This window comes from Bacterioplanes sp. CLAM21, from assembly GCF_059641015.1.
Window position 1 is genome coordinate 524235 of record NZ_CM184929.1, and the last position, 21669, is coordinate 545903.

The following is a 21669-nucleotide window of genomic DNA, read 5'->3' on the forward strand; positions in this document are numbered from 1 at the left end:
GCTCACTCGGTGGTGTAACCGGCCAGCTGCAATATATGCTGCCACTCGGCTTCTTCTACCGGCTGTACCGATAACCTCGGGTTTCGCAGTAGCACCATATCCTGCAACGCTTTATCAGCTCGCATTTGTTTTAAATAGACAGGTCTCACTGCTTGCTGAGCCTCTACCTCAACCGTGATCCAGCGTGGCTGCTGGCGGTCGGACTTTGCATCAAAATAGGGCGAATCTGGGTCGAAGGCACTGGGGTCGCTGACTTGAGTGGCAGATATACGACAAATGCCGACCACCGCCGGTTCTTTACAGCTGGAATGGTAAAAAAATGCGAGATCGTCCACATTCATCTGGTCCCGCATCAGGTTGCGGGCTTGATGGTTGCGTACCCCATCCCATACAGTGCGGCGCTGTTTAGATTGCTGCAGATCCTGAAAACTGAATTCATCCGGTTCAGATTTAAATAACCAGTAGCGCATGACATAGACCAATAGGTATAGTTCTTGTAAAGGCTAACATCGCCTTGTTCTAACAGCCACGCAGAATGGCTGAATTTTGTATTGGGGAAATACGGCAACAATGAAAAAACCAGATGTATTGATTGTCCTGGCTATTGTGGTCGCCATCGGAGCGGGCGTGACCAGCGTCAGCGCTGATCAGCGCCAGCCACCGAGTTTGGTGGTATCAGAGGCCAGTATTCGCTGAGCGAAAGCGATAACAGCGCTGCTCGGTGAGAATCATCTGCATGGGAATATCCCAGGATTCCATCGGCAGCTGCTGCAGCTTTTGAAACTCATAAGCGCAACCTACCAGTAGCGGACGTTGCTGGCTGTGTCGGCAGAATGCCAGGCTGCGATCATAGTAGCCGCCCCCCATGCCTAAGCGGGCACCACGCAAATCGAAAGCCACCAGCGGCACCAGTACTGCGCTCAAAAATGCGGCTGGTAAGGCACTGGCATAGCGCCAGTCGGGTTCGGCAATGCCATAACGATTTTTACGCATACGCATACCTGGCTGGTAGCGTACAAACAGCAAGTGGCCTTGCTTGAACGGATGCAGCACCGGTAAATACACCTGTTTGCCGCGTTGCAGCAGCTGCTCTATCGCCAAGGCAGGATCAATTTCACCGTCGTTTTGCCAATACAGAGCAATGCGTTTGCGGGCGATTAGTTCTGCAGCACTGCTTACATTGCGTGCTAGGCCATTGGCGGCATGACGGCGCTGTGCCGGTGATAACTGGCGTCGGTGCTGACGAATTAAGCGTCGAAGCTGAATTTTATCCATGCTGCGGTGATGCCTTCATGTAGGCAGGCAAAGAAAGGGCTCCCCACTGTGCCGCTGTCAAAAATAAAGCCCTTGAACCCTGAAGTTCAAGGTGGCGGGGTATTGGCTGAATAAGGCTTTCCGTCGTGCGGACATGCACACAACAACCAACTTCCCCTCCTGGGTAATACGCATCGGCTCGAGGTCTTTATTGACTGGCTAACACCCCAGGGAGCGACGCCATGATAGCAAAGAACAGCACCGGAAGCCGAGCCCGTAGGGCAAATTTACAGGTCGAGTTGCTGTTCGATTTCCTGCTCGAGTAGTTGATCGATGTCTTCGCTCATTTGCTGCATGGCGCGCTGGGTGTGATGATCGTGCTGGCGCAGCTCGATCAGTTCGTTGGCCATATTGAGCGCGGCAATAACGGCAATGCGATCTGGACCCAATACTTTACCGGTGGCGGAGCCCGCTTGCTTGATCTCCTGCATACGCTGGTCCAGCAGGCGTGCCGATTCATGCAACCGCTCTTCTGCGCCTTGCGGGCAGTTAATCCGGTATTCCCGATCGAGAATGGTCAATGCCAGGGTTTTGGACGAATTAGCCACTGTTGCGCTCCAAAGTCTGCAAGCGCTGGATCATATCATTGACCTTTTGTCGCGCCATTTCATTCTGCTGCAGTAGCTTAGCGCGCTCTGCCTGCCATTGAACTTCGGACAGGCGCATGGCTTTGTTCTGCTCCCGCAGCTGGCTGTGGGCGGCTAGCAATTTGGCTACCTTGCGCTGCAAATATTGCAGCTGCAGTGCGCTGTCCGCGTGCGGATGAGCGTCGCTGTCCATGAATTCACTCTACCTTGCTGGTGAAAATCTAAGATCCATGCCAAAGGCATGGGCGTGGTTACTATATTAGCCGTTCCGGTAGGTGGTCAATTACCCACCCCCTTTGCAGGGCAGCGGTCGACCGTTGGCAGTGTTAGAATGCGCCAGTATCCCTCACAAAGCGACACGATATTATGGTGTTTTCTGACCTTGCCGACATTTGGCTGAATGCCCGATGCTTTCAGACACCGTCAGCCTTGCATGGCTGGCTCACTGGTTATCTGGCTGCCGGTGCACGGTTAAAGCCAGAAGACTGGATGCGCGAAGCACTGGATTATCTGGAACTAGAAGAAACCTCTGACCAAGGTTTGAGTCAGGCAATTGGGCAGCTGTACCCACAGGTGTTGCAGAGTCTGGCGCAGGATAATATGCAGTTTCAGCCGTTACTGCCGGATGAAGACGAAGCCGACGTCGATGAGCAGCTCGATTGTTTAGTGCAGTGGAGCAAAGGTTTCCTCGATGGCTTTGGTGCGTCGGGTAATGTGCAAGGGCGCTTGCCGGATGATGTTGCTGAAGTTCTGCGTGACCTTGATGCCTTCACCGGTGCCACGCTGGAAGATCCTGCCGATCCAGAAAATGAGTTCTTACTGCAACAAATCACTGAGCATGCTCGTATGGCGGCGCTGACCGTTTTTTATAGCCTCAACCAACAGCCTTCCCACAGCGGTAAACCGCTGCACTAACGGAGCTCTTATGCCATTGCCTCGCCAAGAATTCCAACAGCGCCGTCAGCGTTTGATGGAGCACATGAGTGATAACAGCATTGCCATCGTGCCAGCCGCACCCATGACAGTGCGTAACAGTGATGTTGAACACCCGTATCGCCAGGACAGCGATTTTTATTATCTCAGTGGCTTTAATGAAGCCAATGCCGTGGTGGTGTTGGTGCCAGGCCGAGAGCATGGTGAATACATACTGTTTTGCGAAGAAAAGGATCCCGCTCGGGAAATCTGGGAAGGACGCCGGGTTGGTCCGGATGCCGCACCCCAGCAGCTGGGCTGTGATGATGCTTTTCCGATAGCCGATATCGATGACATTCTGCCTGGATTACTGGAAGGCAAAGACCGCATTTACGCTTGTTTAGGCGTCAGCCCGGAGTTTGATCAGCAGCTGATGCAGTGGGTCAAGCGCATTAAGCACCTAACGCGTGGTAGCGGTGCTCCGCACGAATTCAGTGCGCTGGATCATTTGCTGCATGAATTGCGTCTGATTAAATCCAGCGCAGAAATCGACATGATGGCACAGGCCGGTGAGATCACTGCGCGTGCTCACACTAGAGCGATGCAACGTGTGCGCCCAGGGTTAAAGGAATACCAGCTGGAAGCTGAATTGATGCATACCTTTATGGATGCCGGTGCCAGCTGGGCCTACCCATCGATTGTTGGCGCAGGTGATAACGCCTGTGTACTGCATTACACCGCCAACAATGCCGATATCGCCGATGGTGACCTGGTGTTGATTGATGCCGGTTGTGAACTGGAGTATTACGCCGCTGATGTGACTCGGACCTTTCCGGCTAACGGTCGTTTCACCAAGCCACAACGTACCTTGTATGAGCTGGTATTAGCGGCACAGTATGCGGCGATCGAGCAAGTAAAGCCCGGCAACCACTGGGACCAGCCCCACCAAGCAGCGGTTCAGGTGCTGGCCCAAGGGCTGTTGGATTTGGGCCTGTTGCAAGGCGAGCTGGACGAGGTGCTGGAACAGCAAAGTTACAGTCGCTTCTTTATGCACAAAACTGGCCACTGGATCGGTATGGATGTGCATGATGTGGGGGATTACCGTATTGATGGTGAGTGGCGAGTACTAGAGCCAGGCATGGTGCTAACCATAGAACCGGGTCTTTATATTGCGCCAGACGATGACAGTGTTGATCCGCAGTGGCGCGGAATTGGAATTCGTATCGAAGATGACATTGCTGTCACTGCCAGTGGTCACCGCAATTTGACGGCAGCGGTGGTTAAAGAAGCGGACGACATCGAAAGACTGATTCAGGGCTAAACATGAACGAGCACTTGACTGATATTGCCATTCTGGGCGCCGGTATGACGGGTGCTAGTTTGGTGCACCTGTTGCGTCCGGCATTGCAAGCGGGTACCCGTGTCACCTTGCTCGATAGCCAGCCATTGCAATGGGGCGGGGATATCAGTCAGCGGCCACCAAGTTTTGATGGCCGCGCCACGGCGTTGTCTTACGGCAGTCAGCAGATACTGCAGCAATTAGACCTTTGGCAACCCATCGCTGGTCGTGCTTGTGCCATTGAACATATTCAGGTTTCGGATAAAGGTCGTTTTGCACAGACGCATCTGCATGCTGACGAGCAGCAGGTTCCAGCCTTAGGTTATGTGATTGAAAATGCCGTATTGGGGCAGGGCTTGCTGCAAACCTTGCCTCAGTTATCCGGCGTCGATATCAAGGCTCCCAGCCGGGTTGAGCAGCTGCAGATGAATGCCGAAGGCGTGTGTTTATCCCTCGATAGCGGTGAGCAGCTGCAGGCGCGTCTGTTGGTGTTAGCCGATGGTGGACGCTCTTCGCTAGCGCAGCAGCTGGGTATAACCCAGAAGCGTAAGTGCTATGGCAGTTCCGCTGTGGTAACCCAGGTGGAATGTGACCGGCCGCATCAGCAATGGGCTTATGAGCGTTTTCGTGGTGCCGGTCCGATTGCCTTTTTACCGCTGGCGGAGCGTCAGTTTGCCATTGTCTGGACCGTTGCCAACGATCAGTTGGAAACCATTCTAGGTCTCGATGACGACACATTTTTGCAGCAACTGCAGCAGCAAATCGGCTGGCGTTTGGGCCGCATGGTGCGTGTTGGAGAGCGTCAGAGTTACCCATTGGCATTAGTGACGGCCAGCGAACAAGTGCGCCGCTCTGTGGTGTTGTTGGGCAATGCCGCTCACAGCTTGCACCCGGTCGCTGGCCAGGGTTTTAACCTGGCATTGCGAGATACCGCAATGTTGGCTCAACATCTGAATCAGGCATGTGTGCAACAGCAAAATCCAGGTGAGTTGTCGTTATTGCTGGCCTATGTAAAGCAGCAACAACGGGATCAGCGCCTGACGGTAACAGCCAGCGATGTACTGCCGAGTTTGTTTGGCAGTGAGCAGCCGTGGCTAGCTGCGCTAAGAGATGGCGGCTTAATGGCATTGTCGGCGATGCCGGTGGCGCGACGTTTATTTACCCGACACGCCATGGGTATCGGCCATACAGCGACCAGAGTTGGCGTAACGGCAGGAGACAGTTAATGCAATATGATGTGGTTATTGTCGGTGCTGGCATGGTGGGTCTTTCCATAGCCGCTTATCTCGCGCAGCACAGTTCCGCCCGCATTGCCGTGTGTGATCCCGCTTTGGCGCAGAAAACGGATTTACCAGCAGGAGCACAAGTGGCCGACTTTGACTTGCGTGTCAGTGCATTGTCGGCGCAGTCGCAATCCTGGTTGCAGAACCTGGGTGCCTGGCAGCATATCGAACGCAAGCAAGAGTATCAGCGCATGCATGTCTGGGATGCAGAAGGCACAGCGGCGGTCACCTTTGACTGTCATGATTTGCACCGCTTTGATTTGGGCCACATCGTAGAAAATCGCCAAACCGTGGCGGCCTTGTTGCAGCTGGTGCAATCTCTGCCAGTGACGGTTTTCTCCCAGGCTGTTGCCCATATCGATAATCCAGTTAATGACCTGACGCCTGTGGTACTGCAGGATGGCAGCCGTTTGCAAGCCAGTTTAGTGGTTGGTGCCGATGGAGCATTGTCGCGGGTGAGGCAATGGGCCGGATTAGCGACTCGCGAATGGGATTATCAGCATCATGCCATCGTCGCCACGGTGCGTATGGAGCAATCATTGCAACAAACGGCGTGGCAACGTTTTCGACCGCAAGGTCCGTTGGCACTGTTGCCTTTGGCGCAAGATCCGCATCTGGCCTCCATTGTCTGGTCGACTGTACCGCAACAAGCCGAGTGGTTGATGACCCTCAGCGATGATGATTTTGCCAGTGCCCTTGCCGAGGCCTTTGAACATAAGTTAGGTGGTGTGCGTGAGGTATCCGAACGGGTAGCGATTCCGCTGCGTCAGCGCCACGCCAAACACTATGTTAGCCACGGCATCGCTTTGGCTGGTGATGCGGCTCATACCATTCATCCTCTGGCCGGCCAGGGCGTGAACCTGGGGTTTAAGGATGCAGCGGCGTTGAGTGAAGAGGTTACTCGGGCACTGAGTAAAGGTCTGGCCGCAGGCCGATTGGATGTGCTGCAACGCTATGAGCGCCGTCGCCAGGCCGACAATTTAGCGACTATGGCAGCGATGGAAGGATTCAAGCGTTTATTTGCGGCAGATAATCATTGGCTGCGACTGCTTCGCAATCAGGGAATGCGCTGGTTTGATGGCTGTTTGCCCGTTAAGCAACACTTGATGCAGCAGGCCATGGGGTTGTAATCGCTGCTTTGAGCAGCGCCTAGAAGTAGTTCTGGAAGCTGGCACCCATTTCGGCAAAGTTGGCTTCCATTTGCTCCATGTCGTATTCCCCTAAGCCCAGATAGGCCAGCACTTCATTGCCTATGGCTTGCCACTCTGGGTCGGTGGTTTGCTTGCCCAGCACACGATAGTTGCCACAAATATGCTCAGCTAGTTTAAGGATGGCTAACAGAGTTTTTTGCTCGGTATCGCGATAGTCGCTGGCGCTAAAGTAGCGGGTGGCATTGTGATGCTCGGCAATCACATCACACAATACCTTGGGTAAACACCAAGATTTGGCGGTGTAATAGCCAATCACCGCGTGGTTGGTATTGAGCTGCTGGTTTTCCACATCAACCACCCTGAGTTCCGGGTGGCTGTAGGACTCTTCCATGACCTTGGTGTAGTTTTCGAAACGCTCCATTAATAACGGAATGCCACAGTTGTGAAACAACCCCAACAGATACACCAGATCTGGGTTGGGGTAGCCAACTTGCTTGGCTATGGTGGTCGATACATTGGCGATATCGGTGGCGGTATCCCAAAAGCGATTCATAGCAACGATGGTCTCGTCGCTCATCTGGCTTTTAATGGACAAACCATTAACGATATTCACCACGCTGTTCATGCCGATCAGATTGACCGCCTGCTCAACCGAGGTAATGCGATTACGTAAGCCGTAGAACGGCGAATTAACCACTTTCAGCACGGTGCCAGCCAGCCCTGGGTCCTGGCGAATCAGGCCAGCAATGCGACCAAGATCAGGGTCTGGCATCACCTGTTCTAGCTGTAAATCCACCAAAATCTGCGGCTGTGGCGGGATGCGAATTCCCTGCAAAACAGACTCTATCTGCTCGGTGGTGAGTTCGTGTGCCATGGCCAGGCCCGTAGGAAATAGACAAGCTGAGTGTAGCAACTGGCGCTGCAAACTGTGGTGAGCGTTGGCAGCTGGCGCGTATAATGTCGGTCTTTTTTTTGTAACTCACTGGAGTATCTATGACGGCCGTGCTGCGCCTTAAACCCAAGTCGGATCGACGCATTAAAGGCGGCCATTGCTGGGTTTACAGCAATGAAGTGGATATCGCTCAAACACCGCTGAAGACGCTGCAACCTGGTCAGCAGGTGGTGGTTGAAAGCGCCTCTGGTCAAACCCTAGGCCGAGCCTTGGTGAGTCCGCAACAATTAATCTGTGCGCGCATCTTCAGTCGTAACGCGCAGCAGCAACTGGACCGTTCCTGGTTGGTGCATCGCCTGAAAATTGCACTGAGCAGCCGTGAACTGTGGTACCCCCATCAGTGTTACCGCTGGGTTTATGGCGACAGTGATGCCTTGCCTGGAGTGGTGATCGATCGTTTTGGCGACGTGGTGGTGATTCAGATTTCTAGCGAAGGCATGGAGGCCGTGCGTGACGATATCGTCGCTGCGGTTGATCAAGTGGCAAAGCCTGCCACCATTGTGCTGAAGAATGATGGCAAGCTGCGCGCCAGCGTTGGGCTCAGTGAATACGTAGAGATCGTTAAAGGCAGCTTGCAAGATCAATGCGCTCCTTTGGTGGAAAACGATACCCGCTTTATGGCACCGGTAATCGATGGCCAAAAAACCGGCTGGTTTTATGATCATCGCGATAACCGCGATCGTCTAAACCGCTTGGTGGCTGGCAAGCGCGTGCTGGATGTGTTCAGTTACATCGGAGGCTGGGGCGTACAGGCGGCGCGTCATGGCGCCAGTGAAGTGCATTGTGTTGATGCGTCGACCCAAGCATTGGACTGGGTTGAGCAAAATGCCGCACTTAACGGTGTAGAGAACAAGCTGCATTGCTGGCAAGGCGATGCCTTTGCCGCGCTGAAGCAACTAAAAGACGATGGCCAGCGCTTTGATATCGTGGTGGTCGATCCGCCAGCTCTGATTCCAAGACGCAAAGACATTAAAGCCGGAGAGCAGGCTTATCGACGCTTAAATCAGCTGGCCATGCGTTTGTTAGAGCGCGATGGCTTGCTGGTCTCAGGCTCTTGTTCCATGAATCTGGCTGATGATCGCTTGCCCGATATCTTGCGCGTAGTCGGGCGGGAACTGGATCGCGAAGTATTGATTCAGCATGTCGGTGGTCAGGGCGCAGACCATCCTGTGTTGCCAGCCGTGCCCGAAACTCGTTATCTGAAGGCTGTGTTTGCGCGTGTGTTGCCCACCCGTTAATGGGGCATTGGTAGCTGCAGCTGATACTGATCGGCTAGTGTCTGCAAATACGACAGCAAGGTGATGTAATCTTCTCGCAACTGCTGGCGGGCGTTGTCCGTTAGCAGTTGGCCGCTGCGCCATTGCTGCAAAGTAAGCTCGATATCCTGCTGCAGCTGTTGCCACTGGCTTAGCTGCGACGCCTGCAACACGGTGGTCAAGCCGGAGCCAGACGTATCGGTTGCTGTCAGCAAGGCAAATACACCGTCTGACAGCGCTTGCAGGTCGTCCAGACTGGTCATGGAAAACTCACTGCTGTGCTGTTCCAAACGACGTTGCAGCAATTGCTGGGACGTCAGGCGCTGCATAGCGATCAAGAGTGCCTGCAAAGCCTGTTCAGGGTTAGCACGTTGCAGTGATTCCGCATAGTAGCCTTCACTGGGTTGCCAACGCCGTTGAATGCGTTGTAGATCTTTTTGCAGCTGCTCGCTGACTAGCTGTAGGTATTCTCGCCGTCGGTGATGGTTCTGTACGCTTATATCATCGTCACTGGTTTGCAATTGATCTTGCGCCGGCAGTAGTACAGCCGCGGTATTCTCACGTGGATGAAAATCGCGGGCGGTGCGTGTGCCGTCGTTACCCCACAGCATAAACTCGATCGGATGGTAGCCAATGCTGGCAGACGTGGGGTCGGAAAAGCCGTGCTGATCAAGTAAGGTCTGGCTGTTTAGGTCGAGAGCCAGGTCGTTGACGATGCCGCTAAAGGGATAACCTGGCAAATAGTCGATATAGCCGGGTTCGATCGGCCAGCTATCTAAGCGCTCCAGTAGGGTCATTTGGTCTAGCCCTTGGCGGCGCCACTCACTGGGGTCGGTAATGGGCAAATAGGAAAACAATAGCGCCTGCAAATATGCATCGTAGGCCTGACGCCAGGCGAGTCGGGTTTGTGTTAACGAGTGCTCGTCCGGCTCATGCAATAACGCGGCAATACGGGTATCTAACACCTGTGCGAGCTGGCTAGCCTGTGACCAGTGGGTATAGGCGCTTAAACCCAGGTCAGCACGAAAGGCAGAGCTGACAGAGAGAGTACTCTGCTGCTGTGCTGGCGGTACATTGAGGCTTTGGGTCTGGTCCGGTGTTTCTGCTCCGCGGTCACAGCCCGTCAGCAGTAGCAGTAGCGGCCAACTCCACCACAGTTTCATGAGTATTAATCCCTCAGACTGATAATATCCCAGCCTTGTTGCTGTGCTTCCTGACGCAATCTGTCATCGGGGTCGACAGCGACTGGATGTTCGACTTCACGCAGCAACGGCAAATCATTATGGGAATCGCTGTAAAAGTAGCTGCCCTGCAAATCACATTGCTGTTGCTCCAGCCACTGATGCAAACGTGTGACCTTGCCGTGCTGAAAGCTGGGTATGCCGACTATGCGCCCGGTGTACTGGCCGTCCTGCTGCTCAGGGTGCGGCGCGATAATATGCTCGATTCCCAAACGCTTGGCTATCGGATAAGTCACAAAACCATTGGTTGCGGTGATGATTAACAACTGATGGCCTGCCTGCTTATGGTGGTTGATTAACTGCAGGCTTTTTGGGCTGATCATGGGTTCGATGCACTGTTGCAGAAATCGCTGCCGTTCTTCTTCCATCTGTTGCTTTGGATATTGTGTCAGCGGCGCTAGGGCAAACTGCAGATATTGGTGGATATCCAGATCGCCATTTTGATACTGCTGGTAAAACTCGTCGTTGCGCCGTTGGTGTTGCTCGGCATCAACCAGCTGTCGATCGACTAGATATTGTCCCCAAGCATGGTCACTGTCACCGCTTAGCAAGGTATGGTCGAGATCAAAGATTGCCAGTGCCACGTCAGAGCTCTCCTGTATTACGCTGTTATGCCGACGACTGTGAGTCGAGGTGTTAGCCGCTGAGAGCATTCTAAGAAAATGGCGAGCCCGTTTCCTTATAATTTTCAGCTTTAAATAGCGATGAATGATAAAAAGGATGGTTCTAACGTGCTGGTAAGCCAACAGATGCATCTTGATGCTTGACCTTTGCCGCTAAATCGGCAAGGTTGAAGCCAAGACTAATGATTGGAATTCAGCGTGATAGACGATCAGGGGTATCGCCCGAATGTTGGCATCATCATCTGTAACGATGCCGGACAAGTACTTTGGGCTCGCCGGGTAGGACAGGATGCCTGGCAGTTCCCGCAAGGTGGTATAAAACAAGGGGAGTCGCCAGAAAAGGCACTGTACCGTGAATTGGCGGAGGAAGTCGGATTACAGCCTAAGGATGTCAAAATTCTAGGTTGTACCCGCGGCTGGCTGCGTTATCGCTTGCCACGTCGCATGATTCGCCAGGACAGCAAGCCTGTGTGCGTTGGACAAAAACAAAAATGGTATTTGCTCAGGCTGGTCAGTGGAGATGACCAAGTCAATGTCTGTACCACGTCGAAACCTGAGTTTGATGGCTGGGAATGGGTGAGTTATTGGTATCCTTTGGGGCAGGTTGTGTCATTTAAGCGCGATGTATATCGCAGTGCTTTGACAGAGCTGGCACCAAGAATTGCGAGGCTACAACGTCGGCAACAGTGCTGACACTAACAAGTAATTTTCAAGGTAGGGAATATGCTGGATATTCTGCGACGCATCGTTCAGGAAGTCAGTGCCGCCGCCAACCTCAATCAGGCGTTGGATGTGGTGGTGGCGCGTATCCGGGCGGCGATGCAGACAGAAGTGTGTTCCGTATACCTCTACGATCCAGAGAAAAAACTGTACGTACTGATGGCAACGGAGGGGCTCAATAAAAAAGCCGTTGGCCGGGTACGACTGTCTACTTCCCAGGGGCTGGTGGCATTGGTTGGGCAGCGCGAAGAGCCGCTCAATATCGACAATGCTCCGGCTCACCCTCGTTTTCATTATGTTTCCGATATCGGCGAATCACCCTTTAACTCCTTTTTAGGCGTGCCCATTATTCACCACAAACGCATGATGGGCGTGTTGGTGGTGCAGCAGCGTGAAAGCCGGCAGTTTGATCAGGGCGAAGAAGCATTTCTGGTCACTATGTCGGCGCAGTTGGCAGGCGTCATTGCCCATGCCGAAGCCACTGGAGATATCGTTGAATTGCATAACTATGCCGGTGAGCGTCGCCGTAGTGCGCGTTTCACGGGTGCCCCAGGCGCTCCAGGCGTCGGGCTAGGTATCGGCCATGTTGTGACTCCCAAAGCCGATCTCAGCAGCGTGGTGGATAAACAACCAGAGTCGGTGGATGCTGAAGTACTGCGTTTTGAGCGCGCCCTCAACGATGCTCGTGACGAAATCCGCCACTTAGGGCAGCAACTCAGTGGTGAGCTGCGGCCGGAAGAAATGGCGCTGTTCGATGTGTACCTTAATATGCTCGATGACAATGCCCTTGGGGCGGAGGTGCGCCAGCGTATTGTCGACAGCAACAACTGGGCTGCCGGGGCGTTGCGGCAAGTGGTGATGGAATACGTCGGCCATTTTCAGGTGATGGAGGACGTCTACCTTAGAGAGCGTGCCACCGATATTCGTGATCTTGGCACTCGCATTTTGGCTCACTTAGAGGGTAATAGCACCCAGCTCAATGTCGACGATTTGCCTGACGATACGGTGCTGGTGAGTGAAGAGCTGACGCCGTCGATGTTGGCGGAAGTGCCGGCCGAAAAGCTACGTGGTTTGGTGTCGGTACAAGGTTCATCTAACTCCCATGTGGCCATTCTGGCTCGGGCAATGGGTATTCCGACCGTCATGGGGGTGGTCGACTTACCCTATGCCAAGCTAGAAGGTCGTCAGCTCATAGTTGATGGTTATCGTGGCCGGTTGTTCTCCAACCCGAATGACGAGCTGCTAGAACAATACCAGGCGATTTATGAAGAAGAGCAGGCGCTGCAGCAGGACCTGCTGGAGCTGAAAGACGAACCGGCGGAAACCATTGATGGCCATCGTATTCCTTTGTGGGTCAACACCGGCCTGTTAACCGATGCCGTGCGCAGTTTAGAGCGTGGCGCTGAAGGAGTGGGCCTGTACCGCACTGAAGTGCCCTTTATGATGAAGGATCGCTTTCCATCAGAAGCCGAACAGCAAAAAATTTATCGCCAGCAGCTGCAAACCTTTGCTCCAAATCCGGTCACTATGCGAACACTGGATATTGGCGGCGATAAGGCGCTGACCTATTTCCCCATCGAAGAGGCTAACCCTTTCCTCGGTTGGCGTGGCATACGCGTGACCCTTGATCACCCAGAGATTTTTCTGGTGCAAATCCGCGCCATGCTGAAAGCCAGTGAAGGTCTGGATAATCTGCGCATCATGCTACCCATGATCAGTAGTGTGAACGAGGTGGACGAAGCGCTGCACCTCATTTATCGAGCTCATGCTGAGCTGTTAGAGGAAGACTACGACATCGTGATGCCGGATGTCGGCGTTATGATCGAGGTTCCAGCAGCGGTGTACCAGATTCGCGAACTGGCGGCACGGGTGGACTTTCTGTCAGTTGGCAGCAATGACCTGACTCAGTATCTGCTGGCGGTGGATCGTAACAATCCTCGTGTCGCCGAGCTCTATCAGGCGTTTCATCCAGCAGTGTTAACGGCCCTGTGTAAAATTGCCAGTGATGCCCGTGAAAGTGAAACGCCCGTGAGTGTGTGTGGCGAAATGGCGGGAAGTCCATTGGGGGCTGTGCTACTGATGGCGATGGGCTACGACATGTTGTCGATGAACGCTACAAACTTGCCTAAGGTGAAATCGGTATTACGTGGCATCAAGCTGAGCTGGGCACAGCAGCTACTGGACGAAGTGATGCAAATCGACAGTGCGCCGATTATTGTTTCAACGATTCAGCTGTCGCTAGAAAAAGCCGGTTTCTCACGTTTGATTGGGCCTGGCCTGACCAGTAACAACGATGCTTAGAGCGGCTTATTAGGATCTGTTAACACTATTTCGATCACGCTGTTATGCGAGAAACCCCTTCAATTAAAGCGCGAAGAGTGATGTTTAACCCGTTAAGCCACATGCATCATGCCTCACTCGAGAAGAAACTGACGTCCAGCAGCAAAGAACTAAATAGCGTTAACAGGCCCTAGGCTATCCAGCGTCTTACCCGACCGGTATCTAGATGTACAAAACCATCGCTTGGGTAGTAGCCGACACCGCCGGCTTGCATGGCTAAAGCGGCTTTGTGTAAGTGGCGGTGAGAGACTCCCGGAATACGGATATCCATGGCCTTACCTTGCATATGCAGACTGCCTTCGGCGACCGCTGAGGACTTCTGCTGTAAAGCACGGTTGGTGCGTGGAGCGCGATAGCCGGAAATGATGTACATAGGCTCATCAACAGGGAACAGCTGCTGCAAATCAAACAAGCGCTGATACAACTCCCGTTGCATGGCAATGGCCTGATTTGCGCGGTGATCGCGCACCAGCAGATCTAACGCTTGTAGTTCATCGTCGATATAGTGGCCATCTGCCCAAAAGGTCGATGTAACGTATTCACCGGTATGAATATTGTACAAACGTAAGCGGCGTTCGGCCTGAGCTGAGTGTGCGGTGAGAGAAAATCCTGTTGCAGTCAGGGCTGTGGCAGACAGGCTAGCGGTCTTAGCTAACAGGCGACGACGGCTGATCATGGTGCAAACAAACTCAGGCGATGAAGGTCGCGCGAGTATGCCAAAAGGAAGCCTACAAAATGGGAACTGGCACACAATAGGCTGTGTGATTGCCAGCTTGGTCAGTTAAGACAGAGGGTTTGTTACATTCAACAACAGTTAGGAAACAATCAGGTAACGAAGTAGCCGTTTAAGCTTCTGGATTGCTGGGTGCTTGCCCGGCAATCAAGTCTCGTTTGTAAACATCGTTGCGTATTTGTAGCGCGCCCTTGTCATCGACCCATGTCGTCCAATACATCAGATAAACAGGAACTTCTTCCTGTAGCCGGATGCGAGTGGTGCGAGTTTGCTCAATGGCACTGTCGATGGCATGACGGTTCCAGCCTTGCTGACCACGCAACAGTTTTTCTGCCAACAGACGCGGTTTTTCTACCCGTACGCAGCCCGAACTTAAAGCACGGTTGTCTAAATTAAACAGTTGCGGTTGTGAGGTGTCGTGCAGATAGATATCGCGGTCATTGGGGAAAAGAAACTTGATAGTGCCGAGTGCATTGTCATCACCGGCTTTTTGAATCAGGCGATAGGGAAAATAATTGGCACTAAGACGAGACCAATTAACCTCATCAGGCGAGATAAATTTATCCACACCATCGACCTGGGCAATGATCTGGTAGCCCTTCTGCTGCAAATAGGCGGGGTTGCGTTTGATTTTGGGCAGTAAGCTGGTGACAGCAATGCGCCTAGGAACGGACCAAGTAGGAGCCAGTTCTAGCATGCTGATGCTCTGTGACATGACTGGCGTGCGGCGCTGGTTATTGCCAATGATGACCTTCATCTCTAGCTCAGTAGAGCCACCATCGATCAGTTGTAAGCGAAAGTCTGCCATATTGACCATGACATAACGTTGGCCCAAGTGTTCAGGTAGATGACGCCAGCGTTTCATATTGTGGGCGATACGCTGGGCAACACGATAGGGAGGCACGTTTAAGGTTGCCAGTGTTTGAGCATCAATAACGGGGTTTTCGGCCAGCTGGTGGCGACGTTGAAACGCCAGCACGGCTTGCTGCAATGCCTCGTCGTAAATGAACTTGGCTTGTGTCAGGTCAACGCTTTCGTCGGCACTGGGGACTTGGGTCAACGATTTATTTTCTTTAAAGAACCACGCCAATGCACCTTTTTTCAGATCACCATAGGCCGTTAGCATCCAACGCAATTGCGGAATCTGTCGATGCCCTTGCCCGGGCTGCAACAGCATGTCTTGGGGCAATGGGTGCCAAAGTCCAGAGTTAGCAATATCGCGATAGCGGTTTAGTTCATTACGTAAGCTGAGATAACCAGGGTGTGAGGGGGTGAGTTGTTCTATCAGGTGTTCGAGCTCACCGCGATCAATGGACTCATGTAACAACTCGACGATGCGCTCTTCACTGATATTTAATCCGCGCAATGAGTCGCCCCTATTACTAGCAACTCGGCGAATAGGATGGTCGCCTTCGTTTAAGTCGGGTAGCAACTCGGCGTTGAGCACCTGCTTGGCGTAGGTGACAAACGCATCTGTTAACAACACATCAACCGCCGTGGCTTGTTTGGGGATATTGGATAAACGACTTGCCTCACGCTCTAACACCGGCAGCTCGTAGCCATAATTGCGCCAGTCGTCCGCGGCGGTTTCACGCAACACTTGCAGCAATTCTCTACCCGCTTCGGTGATTTCATAGCTATCCATCCACACCGGTTGGTAATCGCGGCGCAAATAAAAGGGTTCAATAGCACGGACATGTTTGAGCTTCACTTCGCCGGCCACATGGCGCGACGACTCGATCAGCCAATGTTCCATGTAACGCTGAGCCACATTCGGTGGCATGTAGGGTTTGGTATTAATACTGGCCGCTAACGCAGCGAATAATAGAGCCATACACACCAAGGCGATGACTCCGGTCGCTCCAATGACTGTGCGCGCCTGGCGCTGTGAGGAAGGCTTTGTATCCATGCCGTAAAGTATGGACTCTGAACGGCAAAAATGTGATGCGATTGGCGCAACAGTGGACAGATATTTGTAATCAACTGCAACCAATCGTAGAGGCTTGGCTGCTTTGTGTAGCCAAAACAGAGGCTTGGCCAAATCTAATAAAAAATACTGATTTGTAAGGGGTTAGCGGATCATCCATTGCCATTCACAGCGGTAGCTGGGACGAGCTTCTGAATCAAAGCTTTGCTCGGCAATCTTTATTTGCTGAGGGGTCAGTTCTAAGGCGCTGGCACAGCGGGTGCCATAAACTGCTGGAATGTGTATGTGTTGCGCCGATAGCTGTTTTTCTAGCGTTGGATCCACGCCGGTATCGGGCAGCTGTTCATCGACAAAAGGCTGGCGGCGACTGAGCAGAGCCAAAGGTAGTTCTTCGCCGTTAAAGTGGGCCAGCTGTTGCTTGGCTAGTTCAGCTTTAGGCCAGGGGGAGTTCAGCTGTGCATTGCTGAGTGCGTGAATACCAGCCGGTATAGGCTGAGGATCAGACTGGCCGGCGTTCGTTAGGTAATAAAGCTGCTGCAACGAGCCACAAATAAGATTAAACGGACCGTAGCGGTCTAGCTCAATGCTGCGCAAGTAGTCTGCAGCTGTCAGTGAACTGAGCAGATAGTCGCGTACCAAGGCGCCGCGAGAGAGGGCATCGGCGGGCGTTTTGCCAGCTAGGCGGACATTGGTCAGCATGGCGATGCGTCCTTGGCGTGTTACTCCGAGCCAGGTTCCTCCTTGCTGCAAATCCTGGCCGGCAACGATGTCGGGATGTTGCGGCCAGACATGCATCGCTGCCGTGGGCCGGGCGTAGTATTCGTCTCGATTGGCGGCCAGTAGCAAGCGCTGACCAGGCTGCCAATCAAAAACGATCAGGCACATTAGCTGTCTGCCGCCAATACCAGCATGGCGTCAACATTCTGGAAGCCGCGAGGCAACTTGTTGCCGCGACGGCCACGTTCGCCTTGATAGTGCTCAAGATCGGCAAATTTGAGCTTCATATGGCGCTTGCCGGCTTGCAGCTGGATGGTGTCATGCTCACTAAAGGCGGCGGCGGCAATCATCAGTTCCTCACGCGCTGCTGCCCGGGCAGAGCTGATATTGATCATCTTATTGCCCTTGCCGCGCGCCATCAGCGGCAGATCGGCAGCAGGGAAGACCAGCAAACGTCCTTCATTGGTGACCGCCGCGATCCATTGCTGTTGTGGGTCTGTCACTGCTGCTGGCGCCAGAATGCGGGCATTTTCTGGCACGGTGAGCAGTGCTTTTCCGGCTTTGTTTTTGCTGTACATATCGCTGATATGGGCAATAAAGCCGTAACCGGCATCGGTACTGAGCAAATAGTGATCGTTATCATTGCCCATCAGTACGGATAAAAACTCGCTGCCCGACGGTGGGTTCAAGCGCCCCGTTAGCGGTTCACCTTGGCCCCGAGCGGATGGCAAGGTATGTCCGGCCAGGCTATAGGCACGGCCACTGGAATCGATAAACATGGCGTTTTGATTGCTGCGCCCTCGGGCGCTGGCAAGGTAGCCATCGCCCGCTTTGTAGCTCAGGCTATGGGCATCGATATCATGGCCTTTGGCAGCACGGATCCAGCCTTTTTGTGACATCACCACGGTAATAGGATCGGATGACAACAGATCGGTTTCGCTGAAAGCTTTGGCTTCGCCTCGCACCACCACTGGAGAGCGGCGATCGTCACCGTATTTTTCGGCGTCGGCAGTCAGCTCTTTTTTGATTAAGGTTTTCAGGCGACGCTCAGAGCCGAGGGTTTTTTCCAGTTTATCGCGCTCTTGCGCCAACTCGTCTTGTTCGCCGCGAATTTTCATTTCTTCGAGCTTGGCGAGGTGACGCAGTTTCAGCTCTAAAATCGCTTCGGCTTGTATATCGGTGACGCCAAAGCGCTGAATCAAAACCGCTTTAGGCTCATCCTCGGTGCGGATGATATGAATCACCTCGTCGATGTTTAAAAACGCCACCAGCATACCTTCGAGGATATGCAGGCGGGCCAGCACCTTGTCGAGGCGATGCTGCAAACGACGACGTACTGTTGCAGTCCGATACTCTAACCATTCGCTGAGCATGGTGCGCAGGTCTTTAACCTGCGGCCGGCCATCCAGGCCAATCACGTTCATGTTAACGCGATAGTTCTTCTCTAAGTCGGTGGTAGCAAATAAGTGCGCCATGACCGCTTCGCAATCAACACGATTGGACTTCGGCACCACCACCAAACGAGTGGGGTTTTCATGGTCCGATTCATCGCGCAGGTCGGTGACCAGTGGCAGCTTCTTGGCCTGCATTTGCTGAGCAATTTGCTCCAAAATTCGAGCCCCTGATACTTGATGCGGCAAGGCGGTAATAATGATTTCACCGTCCTCTACCAGATAGACAGCGCGCATCTTGATCGAGCCACGGCCGCTGCGATAGAGCTTGCGAATGTCTTCTTTGGGGGTAACGATTTCTGCTTCGGTTGGGAAGTCGGGCGCTTGAATATGCTCACATAGAGCATCGATATCCGCTGTAGGCTCATCCAATAAGCGAATACAGGCGCTGGTCACCTCACGCACGTTGTGCGGCGGAATGTCCGTCGCCATACCGACGGCAATGCCTGTGGTGCCGTTCAACAACACATTGGGCAGGCGCGCTGGCAAGGTGGTGGGTTCATCCATGGTGCCATCAAAGTTTGGCTGCCAGTCGACGGTTCCCTGACCCAGCTCAGACAGCAAAACATCAGCAAAGGGCGACAGCTTTGCTTCGGTATAACGCATGGCGGCAAAGGACTTAGGATCGTCCGGCGCGCCCCAGTTACCCTGACCGTCAATCATGGGGTAACGATAAGAAAACGGCTGAGCCATCAGTACCATGGCTTCGTAACAGGCGCTGTCACCATGGGGGTGGTATTTACCCAGCACATCACCGACGGTCCGGGCCGATTTTTTGTATTTGGCGGTGTTCTTTAGTCCGAGTTCGCTCATGGCGTAAACAATACGTCGTTGCACCGGTTTCATACCGTCGCCGATATGCGGCAAGGCACGGTCCAAAATGACGTACATGGAGTAGTTCAGGTAAGCGTTCTCGGTGTAGCAACGCAGGGACTGGCGTTCAACGCCGTCATCGGTGTAACTGATTTGATCCGTCATGAGCGTGTGGCTGACTAGTGGTAACAAAGACACAGATTGTGACTGACCGCAGCGGGCGGAACAACCGAATGAATGACGGAGCGGCAAAAGATTCGCAAAAATCGAACCTTTGCTAAGGATCTTTGACGTTTTGATCTGATTTTGTGTGGCTAAGATAGCAAGTGCGACTCTCAATCAGATAAGCGCGAGCACAGGAGCAGCATGATGAAGCGTCTTCAAGGCGAACAAAAAAATCTCGATGGCTTTAGCGTAACCCGCTGTTTGCCGCACAAAGAGCAGAAGATGGTTGGCCCCTTTATCTTTATTGATCGCATGGGGCCTGCTCAATTTCAGCCAGGGCAGGGCGTTAATGTGAGGCCTCACCCCCACATTGGCCTGGCAACTCTGACCTACTTGTTTGCCGGCAGCATGTTGCACCGCGACAGTCTTGGCAATGTGCAGGAGATTTTTCCTGGCGAAGTGAATTGGATGACGGCGGGGCGGGGCATAGTGCATTCCGAACGTGAAACGCTGGAGGTGCGCAGTGTTGAGCATTGCCTTGATGGCTTGCAGTTATGGCTGGCCTTGCCGCCAGAGTACAGTGAGATTCAGCCCGCATTTCAACACTGCTGCAAAGCTGAGCTGCCCCATCGTTATCAAGGCAATACCTCTATGCGTCTGGTCGTCGGTGAAGCCTACGGTATGACGTCGCCGGTGCGTACCTACATGAAAACGTTTTTTGTCGATATCGTCAGTGCCGCAGGTGAGCAAATTGAACTGCCTGACGGCGATGAGGTTGCCCTGTATGTACAGCAAGGTGAGATCTTAATTGGCGATGACATCTGTCGCGCCGGTGAATTTGTGGTGCTAACAGCAGATGAGGTGCTATTGCCCCAGACTCCGGTGCGCTGTGTACTGCTGGGCGGCGAGCGCTATGCAAAAACGCCGCATATTCGCTGGAACTTTGTGGCCTATAACAGAGACCGAATCGCTCAGGCAGAGAGCGATTGGCAGCAAGGACGTTTTGCCACCATCCCTGGTGACGAAGACGAATTTACTCCGCTGCCGGGCTAACACAGAGGCCGGTTAGGTGAATTCGATTGGTCCAATGCAAAAAACCGTGACTAGTGGAGTAGCGGGTGCTGACGGCAGCTAATTTGCCAGGGCATTGCGATAACAGCTGTTGTCTTGCCTGGTCGACGTAGTCGGTATCAAAGGCAAAGCCCAGTACCACCTGCTGTTCGCTGTCGGCAGTCAGTGTTTTGACCTGCTGTGATGCTGCAATGGGGTCGCTATCACTCACATGGTGCAGGTGCACTGAATGGGTACAGCCGGTTAGCAGTATTAGCGCTGCTATGGGGGCCAGAGTGCTGCGCATATTAGCTCCGATTACAGTAGCCGCTGACGATCACTTGGCGCTGCACGACAAGCAGGTACAGGGTGTTTTGGTACTTGGTGTACACGCCTTCCAGCTTGCCGCCCTGACACTGTTGTTGCAGCTGACTGACGGCTTCATCGGCAAAGTCGTTGCTGAACGCAATGCCGAGTAGCGACCAGTGATCGGCGCTGGCAAACACCTCGTGCTGACGTTGCTGCGGTACCTGGGTCATAGAAACAGAATTGAGGCTGACACAGCCGCTTAATAGAATCAGCAGGCTAGCTGCTAACAAGACTTTCATGGTGATTAACTCCGCGCTGAAATACAAAAACCGTCGATACGTACCACTTCACCAGATACCGGCCCATAGGCCAGTCCTTCGCGTACAGAGCGCAATCCGGTGAGCTGGCCGCTAGGGCACTGCTCTATTAGTTGGATCAAGATTTGATCGCTGTAGCTGTCGTCAAATACTGGGTTGCCTGTGCGTGGCCCCATATTCATCAGCAGTAAAATGTCGCGTACTGCCTGAAGGTCGTCGGCAGCTTTGCCGTGGCTAAGTTGGCGTGCGAGCTCTGCACTGCCAGCCATATCAAAGCCCAGCTCATTAACGCTGAAACTGACAGGCTGCAGGTCTCCCTGGCTTTGATCCAGGCTGCCCATCTGCCATTGGTCGAGACGTGCGCAACCAACGCTGCTGGCGGCTAATAACAGTAAAATCCATCGCATAAGGGGTATCTGTGTCGGCTAAAAAATGGCTGACTGCTGACTGACAAAAAAAGGGTCAGATC

At 53.3% G+C, this 21669-nt stretch carries 23 protein-coding genes and 1 other RNA gene; 9 read left to right on the top strand and 15 right to left on the bottom strand.

Translation table 11 applies throughout. The annotated features are described in order from the left end of the window. Positions 1 to 2: 2 nt before the first annotated feature. Positions 3 to 470 carry an EVE domain-containing protein gene (locus AC55FS_RS02495; protein WP_496934489.1) on the bottom strand — a complete coding sequence of 156 codons (468 nt, stop codon included), beginning with the start codon at positions 468 to 470 and terminating at the stop codon, positions 3 to 5. Between the two features lie 100 nt (positions 471 to 570). On the opposite strand from AC55FS_RS02495, the gene AC55FS_RS02500 reads away from it, so the two are divergent. Then, positions 571 to 696 carry a hypothetical protein gene (locus AC55FS_RS02500; RefSeq protein WP_496934490.1) on the top strand — a complete coding sequence of 42 codons (126 nt, stop codon included), beginning with the start codon at positions 571 to 573 and terminating at the stop codon, positions 694 to 696. On the opposite strand, the gene AC55FS_RS02505 is transcribed toward AC55FS_RS02500, so the two are convergent. From AC55FS_RS02505 to AC55FS_RS02520, 4 genes are all read right to left on the bottom strand, one after another. After that, positions 676 to 1275, bottom strand: coding sequence for a 5-formyltetrahydrofolate cyclo-ligase (locus tag AC55FS_RS02505; RefSeq protein ID WP_496934491.1), 600 nt, complete (start codon positions 1273 to 1275; stop codon positions 676 to 678). The genes AC55FS_RS02500 and AC55FS_RS02505 overlap by 21 nt on opposite strands. A 36-nt stretch (positions 1276 to 1311) precedes the next feature. Continuing rightward, positions 1312 to 1491, bottom strand: a non-coding RNA gene (gene ssrS / locus AC55FS_RS02510) — 6S RNA. Between the two features lie 50 nt (positions 1492 to 1541). Further along, a complete protein-coding gene (locus AC55FS_RS02515) occupies positions 1542 to 1862 on the bottom strand; it encodes a cell division protein ZapA (protein ID WP_496934492.1) in 321 nt (106 codons plus the stop codon). Next, the gene (locus AC55FS_RS02520; protein ID WP_496934493.1) at positions 1855 to 2094 is read right to left on the bottom strand and encodes a TIGR02449 family protein; all 240 of its coding nucleotides are present in this window, start codon (positions 2092 to 2094) and stop codon (positions 1855 to 1857) included. Before AC55FS_RS02520 ends, AC55FS_RS02515 begins: the two co-directional genes overlap by 8 nt. Positions 2095 to 2267: 173 nt before the next feature. On the opposite strand from AC55FS_RS02520, the gene AC55FS_RS02525 reads away from it, so the two are divergent. Genes AC55FS_RS02525 through AC55FS_RS02540 form a run of 4 tightly spaced genes read left to right on the top strand, consistent with a single transcriptional unit; the run spans position 2268 to position 6565 of the window. Then, positions 2268 to 2816, top strand: a complete 549-nt coding sequence (locus tag AC55FS_RS02525) for a UPF0149 family protein (RefSeq protein ID WP_496934494.1) — start codon at positions 2268 to 2270, stop codon at positions 2814 to 2816. 10 nt (positions 2817 to 2826) lie between these two features. Beyond that, on the top strand, positions 2827 to 4134 hold the full coding sequence (gene pepP, locus AC55FS_RS02530) for a Xaa-Pro aminopeptidase (RefSeq protein ID WP_496934495.1): 1308 nt from the start codon (positions 2827 to 2829) through the stop codon (positions 4132 to 4134). A 2-nt stretch (positions 4135 to 4136) separates the two neighbouring features. Next, positions 4137 to 5378 (top strand): 2-octaprenyl-6-methoxyphenyl hydroxylase, encoded by a 1242-nt coding sequence (gene ubiH, locus AC55FS_RS02535; RefSeq protein WP_496934496.1) that lies wholly within the window; start codon positions 4137 to 4139, stop codon positions 5376 to 5378. After that, positions 5378 to 6565, top strand: coding sequence for a UbiH/UbiF/VisC/COQ6 family ubiquinone biosynthesis hydroxylase (locus AC55FS_RS02540; RefSeq protein ID WP_496934497.1), 1188 nt, complete (start codon positions 5378 to 5380; stop codon positions 6563 to 6565). Before ubiH ends, AC55FS_RS02540 begins: the two co-directional genes overlap by 1 nt. 19 nt (positions 6566 to 6584) lie before the next feature. On the opposite strand, the gene AC55FS_RS02545 is transcribed toward AC55FS_RS02540, so the two are convergent. Then, complete coding sequence (locus AC55FS_RS02545; RefSeq protein ID WP_496934498.1) at positions 6585 to 7460, bottom strand: HDOD domain-containing protein; 876 nt, start codon at positions 7458 to 7460, stop codon at positions 6585 to 6587. Positions 7461 to 7579: 119 nt separating this feature from the next. On the opposite strand from AC55FS_RS02545, the gene AC55FS_RS02550 reads away from it, so the two are divergent. Beyond that, entirely contained in the window at positions 7580 to 8776 is a 1197-nt protein-coding gene (locus AC55FS_RS02550; protein WP_496934499.1) for a class I SAM-dependent rRNA methyltransferase, read from the top strand. Here the strand turns inward: AC55FS_RS02550 and AC55FS_RS02555 are convergent. Together AC55FS_RS02555 and AC55FS_RS02560 are read right to left on the bottom strand one after the other, a co-directional pair. Beyond that, a complete protein-coding gene (locus AC55FS_RS02555; RefSeq protein WP_496934500.1) occupies positions 8773 to 9957 on the bottom strand; it encodes an imelysin family protein in 1185 nt (394 codons plus the stop codon). The genes AC55FS_RS02550 and AC55FS_RS02555 overlap by 4 nt on opposite strands. Before the next feature lie 5 nt (positions 9958 to 9962). Next, positions 9963 to 10619, bottom strand: coding sequence for a histidinol-phosphatase (locus AC55FS_RS02560; protein ID WP_496934501.1), 657 nt, complete (start codon positions 10617 to 10619; stop codon positions 9963 to 9965). 237 nt (positions 10620 to 10856) lie between these two features. Here AC55FS_RS02560 and rppH point away from each other — a divergent pair, with 237 nt between their 5' ends. Together rppH and ptsP are read left to right on the top strand one after the other, a co-directional pair. Continuing rightward, complete coding sequence (rppH, locus tag AC55FS_RS02565) at positions 10857 to 11351, top strand: RNA pyrophosphohydrolase (protein ID WP_496934502.1); 495 nt, start codon at positions 10857 to 10859, stop codon at positions 11349 to 11351. 30 nt (positions 11352 to 11381) lie between these two features. Further along, the gene (gene ptsP / locus AC55FS_RS02570) at positions 11382 to 13679 is read left to right on the top strand and encodes a phosphoenolpyruvate--protein phosphotransferase (RefSeq protein ID WP_496934503.1); all 2298 of its coding nucleotides are present in this window, start codon (positions 11382 to 11384) and stop codon (positions 13677 to 13679) included. A 169-nt stretch (positions 13680 to 13848) separates the two neighbouring features. On the opposite strand, the gene mepK is transcribed toward ptsP, so the two are convergent. From mepK to parC, 4 genes are all read right to left on the bottom strand, one after another. After that, a complete protein-coding gene (mepK, locus tag AC55FS_RS02575) occupies positions 13849 to 14394 on the bottom strand; it encodes a peptidoglycan L,D-endopeptidase MepK (protein WP_496934504.1) in 546 nt (181 codons plus the stop codon). Between the two features lie 169 nt (positions 14395 to 14563). Next, entirely contained in the window at positions 14564 to 16360 is a 1797-nt protein-coding gene (locus tag AC55FS_RS02580; protein ID WP_496934505.1) for a L,D-transpeptidase family protein, read from the bottom strand. 162 nt (positions 16361 to 16522) lie between these two features. Next, entirely contained in the window at positions 16523 to 17263 is a 741-nt protein-coding gene (locus tag AC55FS_RS02585; RefSeq protein ID WP_496934506.1) for an NRDE family protein, read from the bottom strand. Further along, complete coding sequence (gene parC / locus AC55FS_RS02590; protein WP_496934507.1) at positions 17263 to 19524, bottom strand: DNA topoisomerase IV subunit A; 2262 nt, start codon at positions 19522 to 19524, stop codon at positions 17263 to 17265. The genes AC55FS_RS02585 and parC overlap by 1 nt, the downstream gene beginning before the upstream one ends. 201 nt (positions 19525 to 19725) lie before the next feature. Here parC and AC55FS_RS02595 point away from each other — a divergent pair, with 201 nt between their 5' ends. Further along, positions 19726 to 20577 (top strand): pirin family protein, encoded by an 852-nt coding sequence (locus tag AC55FS_RS02595; protein ID WP_496934508.1) that lies wholly within the window; start codon positions 19726 to 19728, stop codon positions 20575 to 20577. Here the strand turns inward: AC55FS_RS02595 and AC55FS_RS02600 are convergent. From AC55FS_RS02600 to AC55FS_RS02610, 3 genes are read right to left on the bottom strand one after another with little or no spacing between them, the layout of a single operon-like run. Beyond that, entirely contained in the window at positions 20558 to 20881 is a 324-nt protein-coding gene (locus AC55FS_RS02600) for a hypothetical protein (protein ID WP_496934509.1), read from the bottom strand. The genes AC55FS_RS02595 and AC55FS_RS02600 overlap by 20 nt on opposite strands. Position 20882: 1 nt before the next feature. After that, positions 20883 to 21182: a hypothetical protein gene (locus AC55FS_RS02605; protein WP_496934510.1), complete on the bottom strand. Its 300-nt coding sequence runs from the start codon at positions 21180 to 21182 to the stop codon at positions 20883 to 20885. Positions 21183 to 21187: 5 nt separating this feature from the next. After that, positions 21188 to 21607 carry a hypothetical protein gene (locus AC55FS_RS02610; RefSeq protein WP_496934511.1) on the bottom strand — a complete coding sequence of 140 codons (420 nt, stop codon included), beginning with the start codon at positions 21605 to 21607 and terminating at the stop codon, positions 21188 to 21190. Positions 21608 to 21669 lie beyond the last annotated feature (62 nt).

What these genes read in the sequence shown, in the direction of transcription:
- pepP (WP_496934495.1), top strand. Translation starts at nt 2,827, where the DNA reads ATGCCATTGCCTCGCCAAGAATTCCAACAGCGCCGTCAGCGTTTGATG.
- AC55FS_RS02550 (WP_496934499.1), top strand. Translation starts at nt 7,580, where the DNA reads ATGACGGCCGTGCTGCGCCTTAAACCCAAGTCGGATCGACGCATTAAA.
- AC55FS_RS02500 (WP_496934490.1), top strand. Translation starts at nt 571, where the DNA reads ATGAAAAAACCAGATGTATTGATTGTCCTGGCTATTGTGGTCGCCATC.
- AC55FS_RS02545 (WP_496934498.1), bottom strand. Translation starts at nt 7,460, where the DNA reads ATGGCACACGAACTCACCACCGAGCAGATAGAGTCTGTTTTGCAGGGA.
- parC (WP_496934507.1), bottom strand. Translation starts at nt 19,524, where the DNA reads ATGACGGATCAAATCAGTTACACCGATGACGGCGTTGAACGCCAGTCC.
- ptsP (WP_496934503.1), top strand. Translation starts at nt 11,382, where the DNA reads ATGCTGGATATTCTGCGACGCATCGTTCAGGAAGTCAGTGCCGCCGCC.
- AC55FS_RS02555 (WP_496934500.1), bottom strand. Translation starts at nt 9,957, where the DNA reads ATGAAACTGTGGTGGAGTTGGCCGCTACTGCTACTGCTGACGGGCTGT.
- mepK (WP_496934504.1), bottom strand. Translation starts at nt 14,394, where the DNA reads ATGATCAGCCGTCGTCGCCTGTTAGCTAAGACCGCTAGCCTGTCTGCC.
- ubiH (WP_496934496.1), top strand. Translation starts at nt 4,137, where the DNA reads ATGAACGAGCACTTGACTGATATTGCCATTCTGGGCGCCGGTATGACG.
- AC55FS_RS02595 (WP_496934508.1), top strand. Translation starts at nt 19,726, where the DNA reads ATGATGAAGCGTCTTCAAGGCGAACAAAAAAATCTCGATGGCTTTAGC.
- AC55FS_RS02525 (WP_496934494.1), top strand. Translation starts at nt 2,268, where the DNA reads ATGGTGTTTTCTGACCTTGCCGACATTTGGCTGAATGCCCGATGCTTT.
- AC55FS_RS02610 (WP_496934511.1), bottom strand. Translation starts at nt 21,607, where the DNA reads ATGCGATGGATTTTACTGTTATTAGCCGCCAGCAGCGTTGGTTGCGCA.
- AC55FS_RS02495 (WP_496934489.1), bottom strand. Translation starts at nt 470, where the DNA reads ATGCGCTACTGGTTATTTAAATCTGAACCGGATGAATTCAGTTTTCAG.
- AC55FS_RS02540 (WP_496934497.1), top strand. Translation starts at nt 5,378, where the DNA reads ATGCAATATGATGTGGTTATTGTCGGTGCTGGCATGGTGGGTCTTTCC.
- AC55FS_RS02585 (WP_496934506.1), bottom strand. Translation starts at nt 17,263, where the DNA reads ATGTGCCTGATCGTTTTTGATTGGCAGCCTGGTCAGCGCTTGCTACTG.
- AC55FS_RS02505 (WP_496934491.1), bottom strand. Translation starts at nt 1,275, where the DNA reads ATGGATAAAATTCAGCTTCGACGCTTAATTCGTCAGCACCGACGCCAG.
- AC55FS_RS02600 (WP_496934509.1), bottom strand. Translation starts at nt 20,881, where the DNA reads ATGCGCAGCACTCTGGCCCCCATAGCAGCGCTAATACTGCTAACCGGC.
- AC55FS_RS02580 (WP_496934505.1), bottom strand. Translation starts at nt 16,360, where the DNA reads ATGGATACAAAGCCTTCCTCACAGCGCCAGGCGCGCACAGTCATTGGA.
- AC55FS_RS02605 (WP_496934510.1), bottom strand. Translation starts at nt 21,182, where the DNA reads ATGAAAGTCTTGTTAGCAGCTAGCCTGCTGATTCTATTAAGCGGCTGT.
- AC55FS_RS02520 (WP_496934493.1), bottom strand. Translation starts at nt 2,094, where the DNA reads ATGGACAGCGACGCTCATCCGCACGCGGACAGCGCACTGCAGCTGCAA.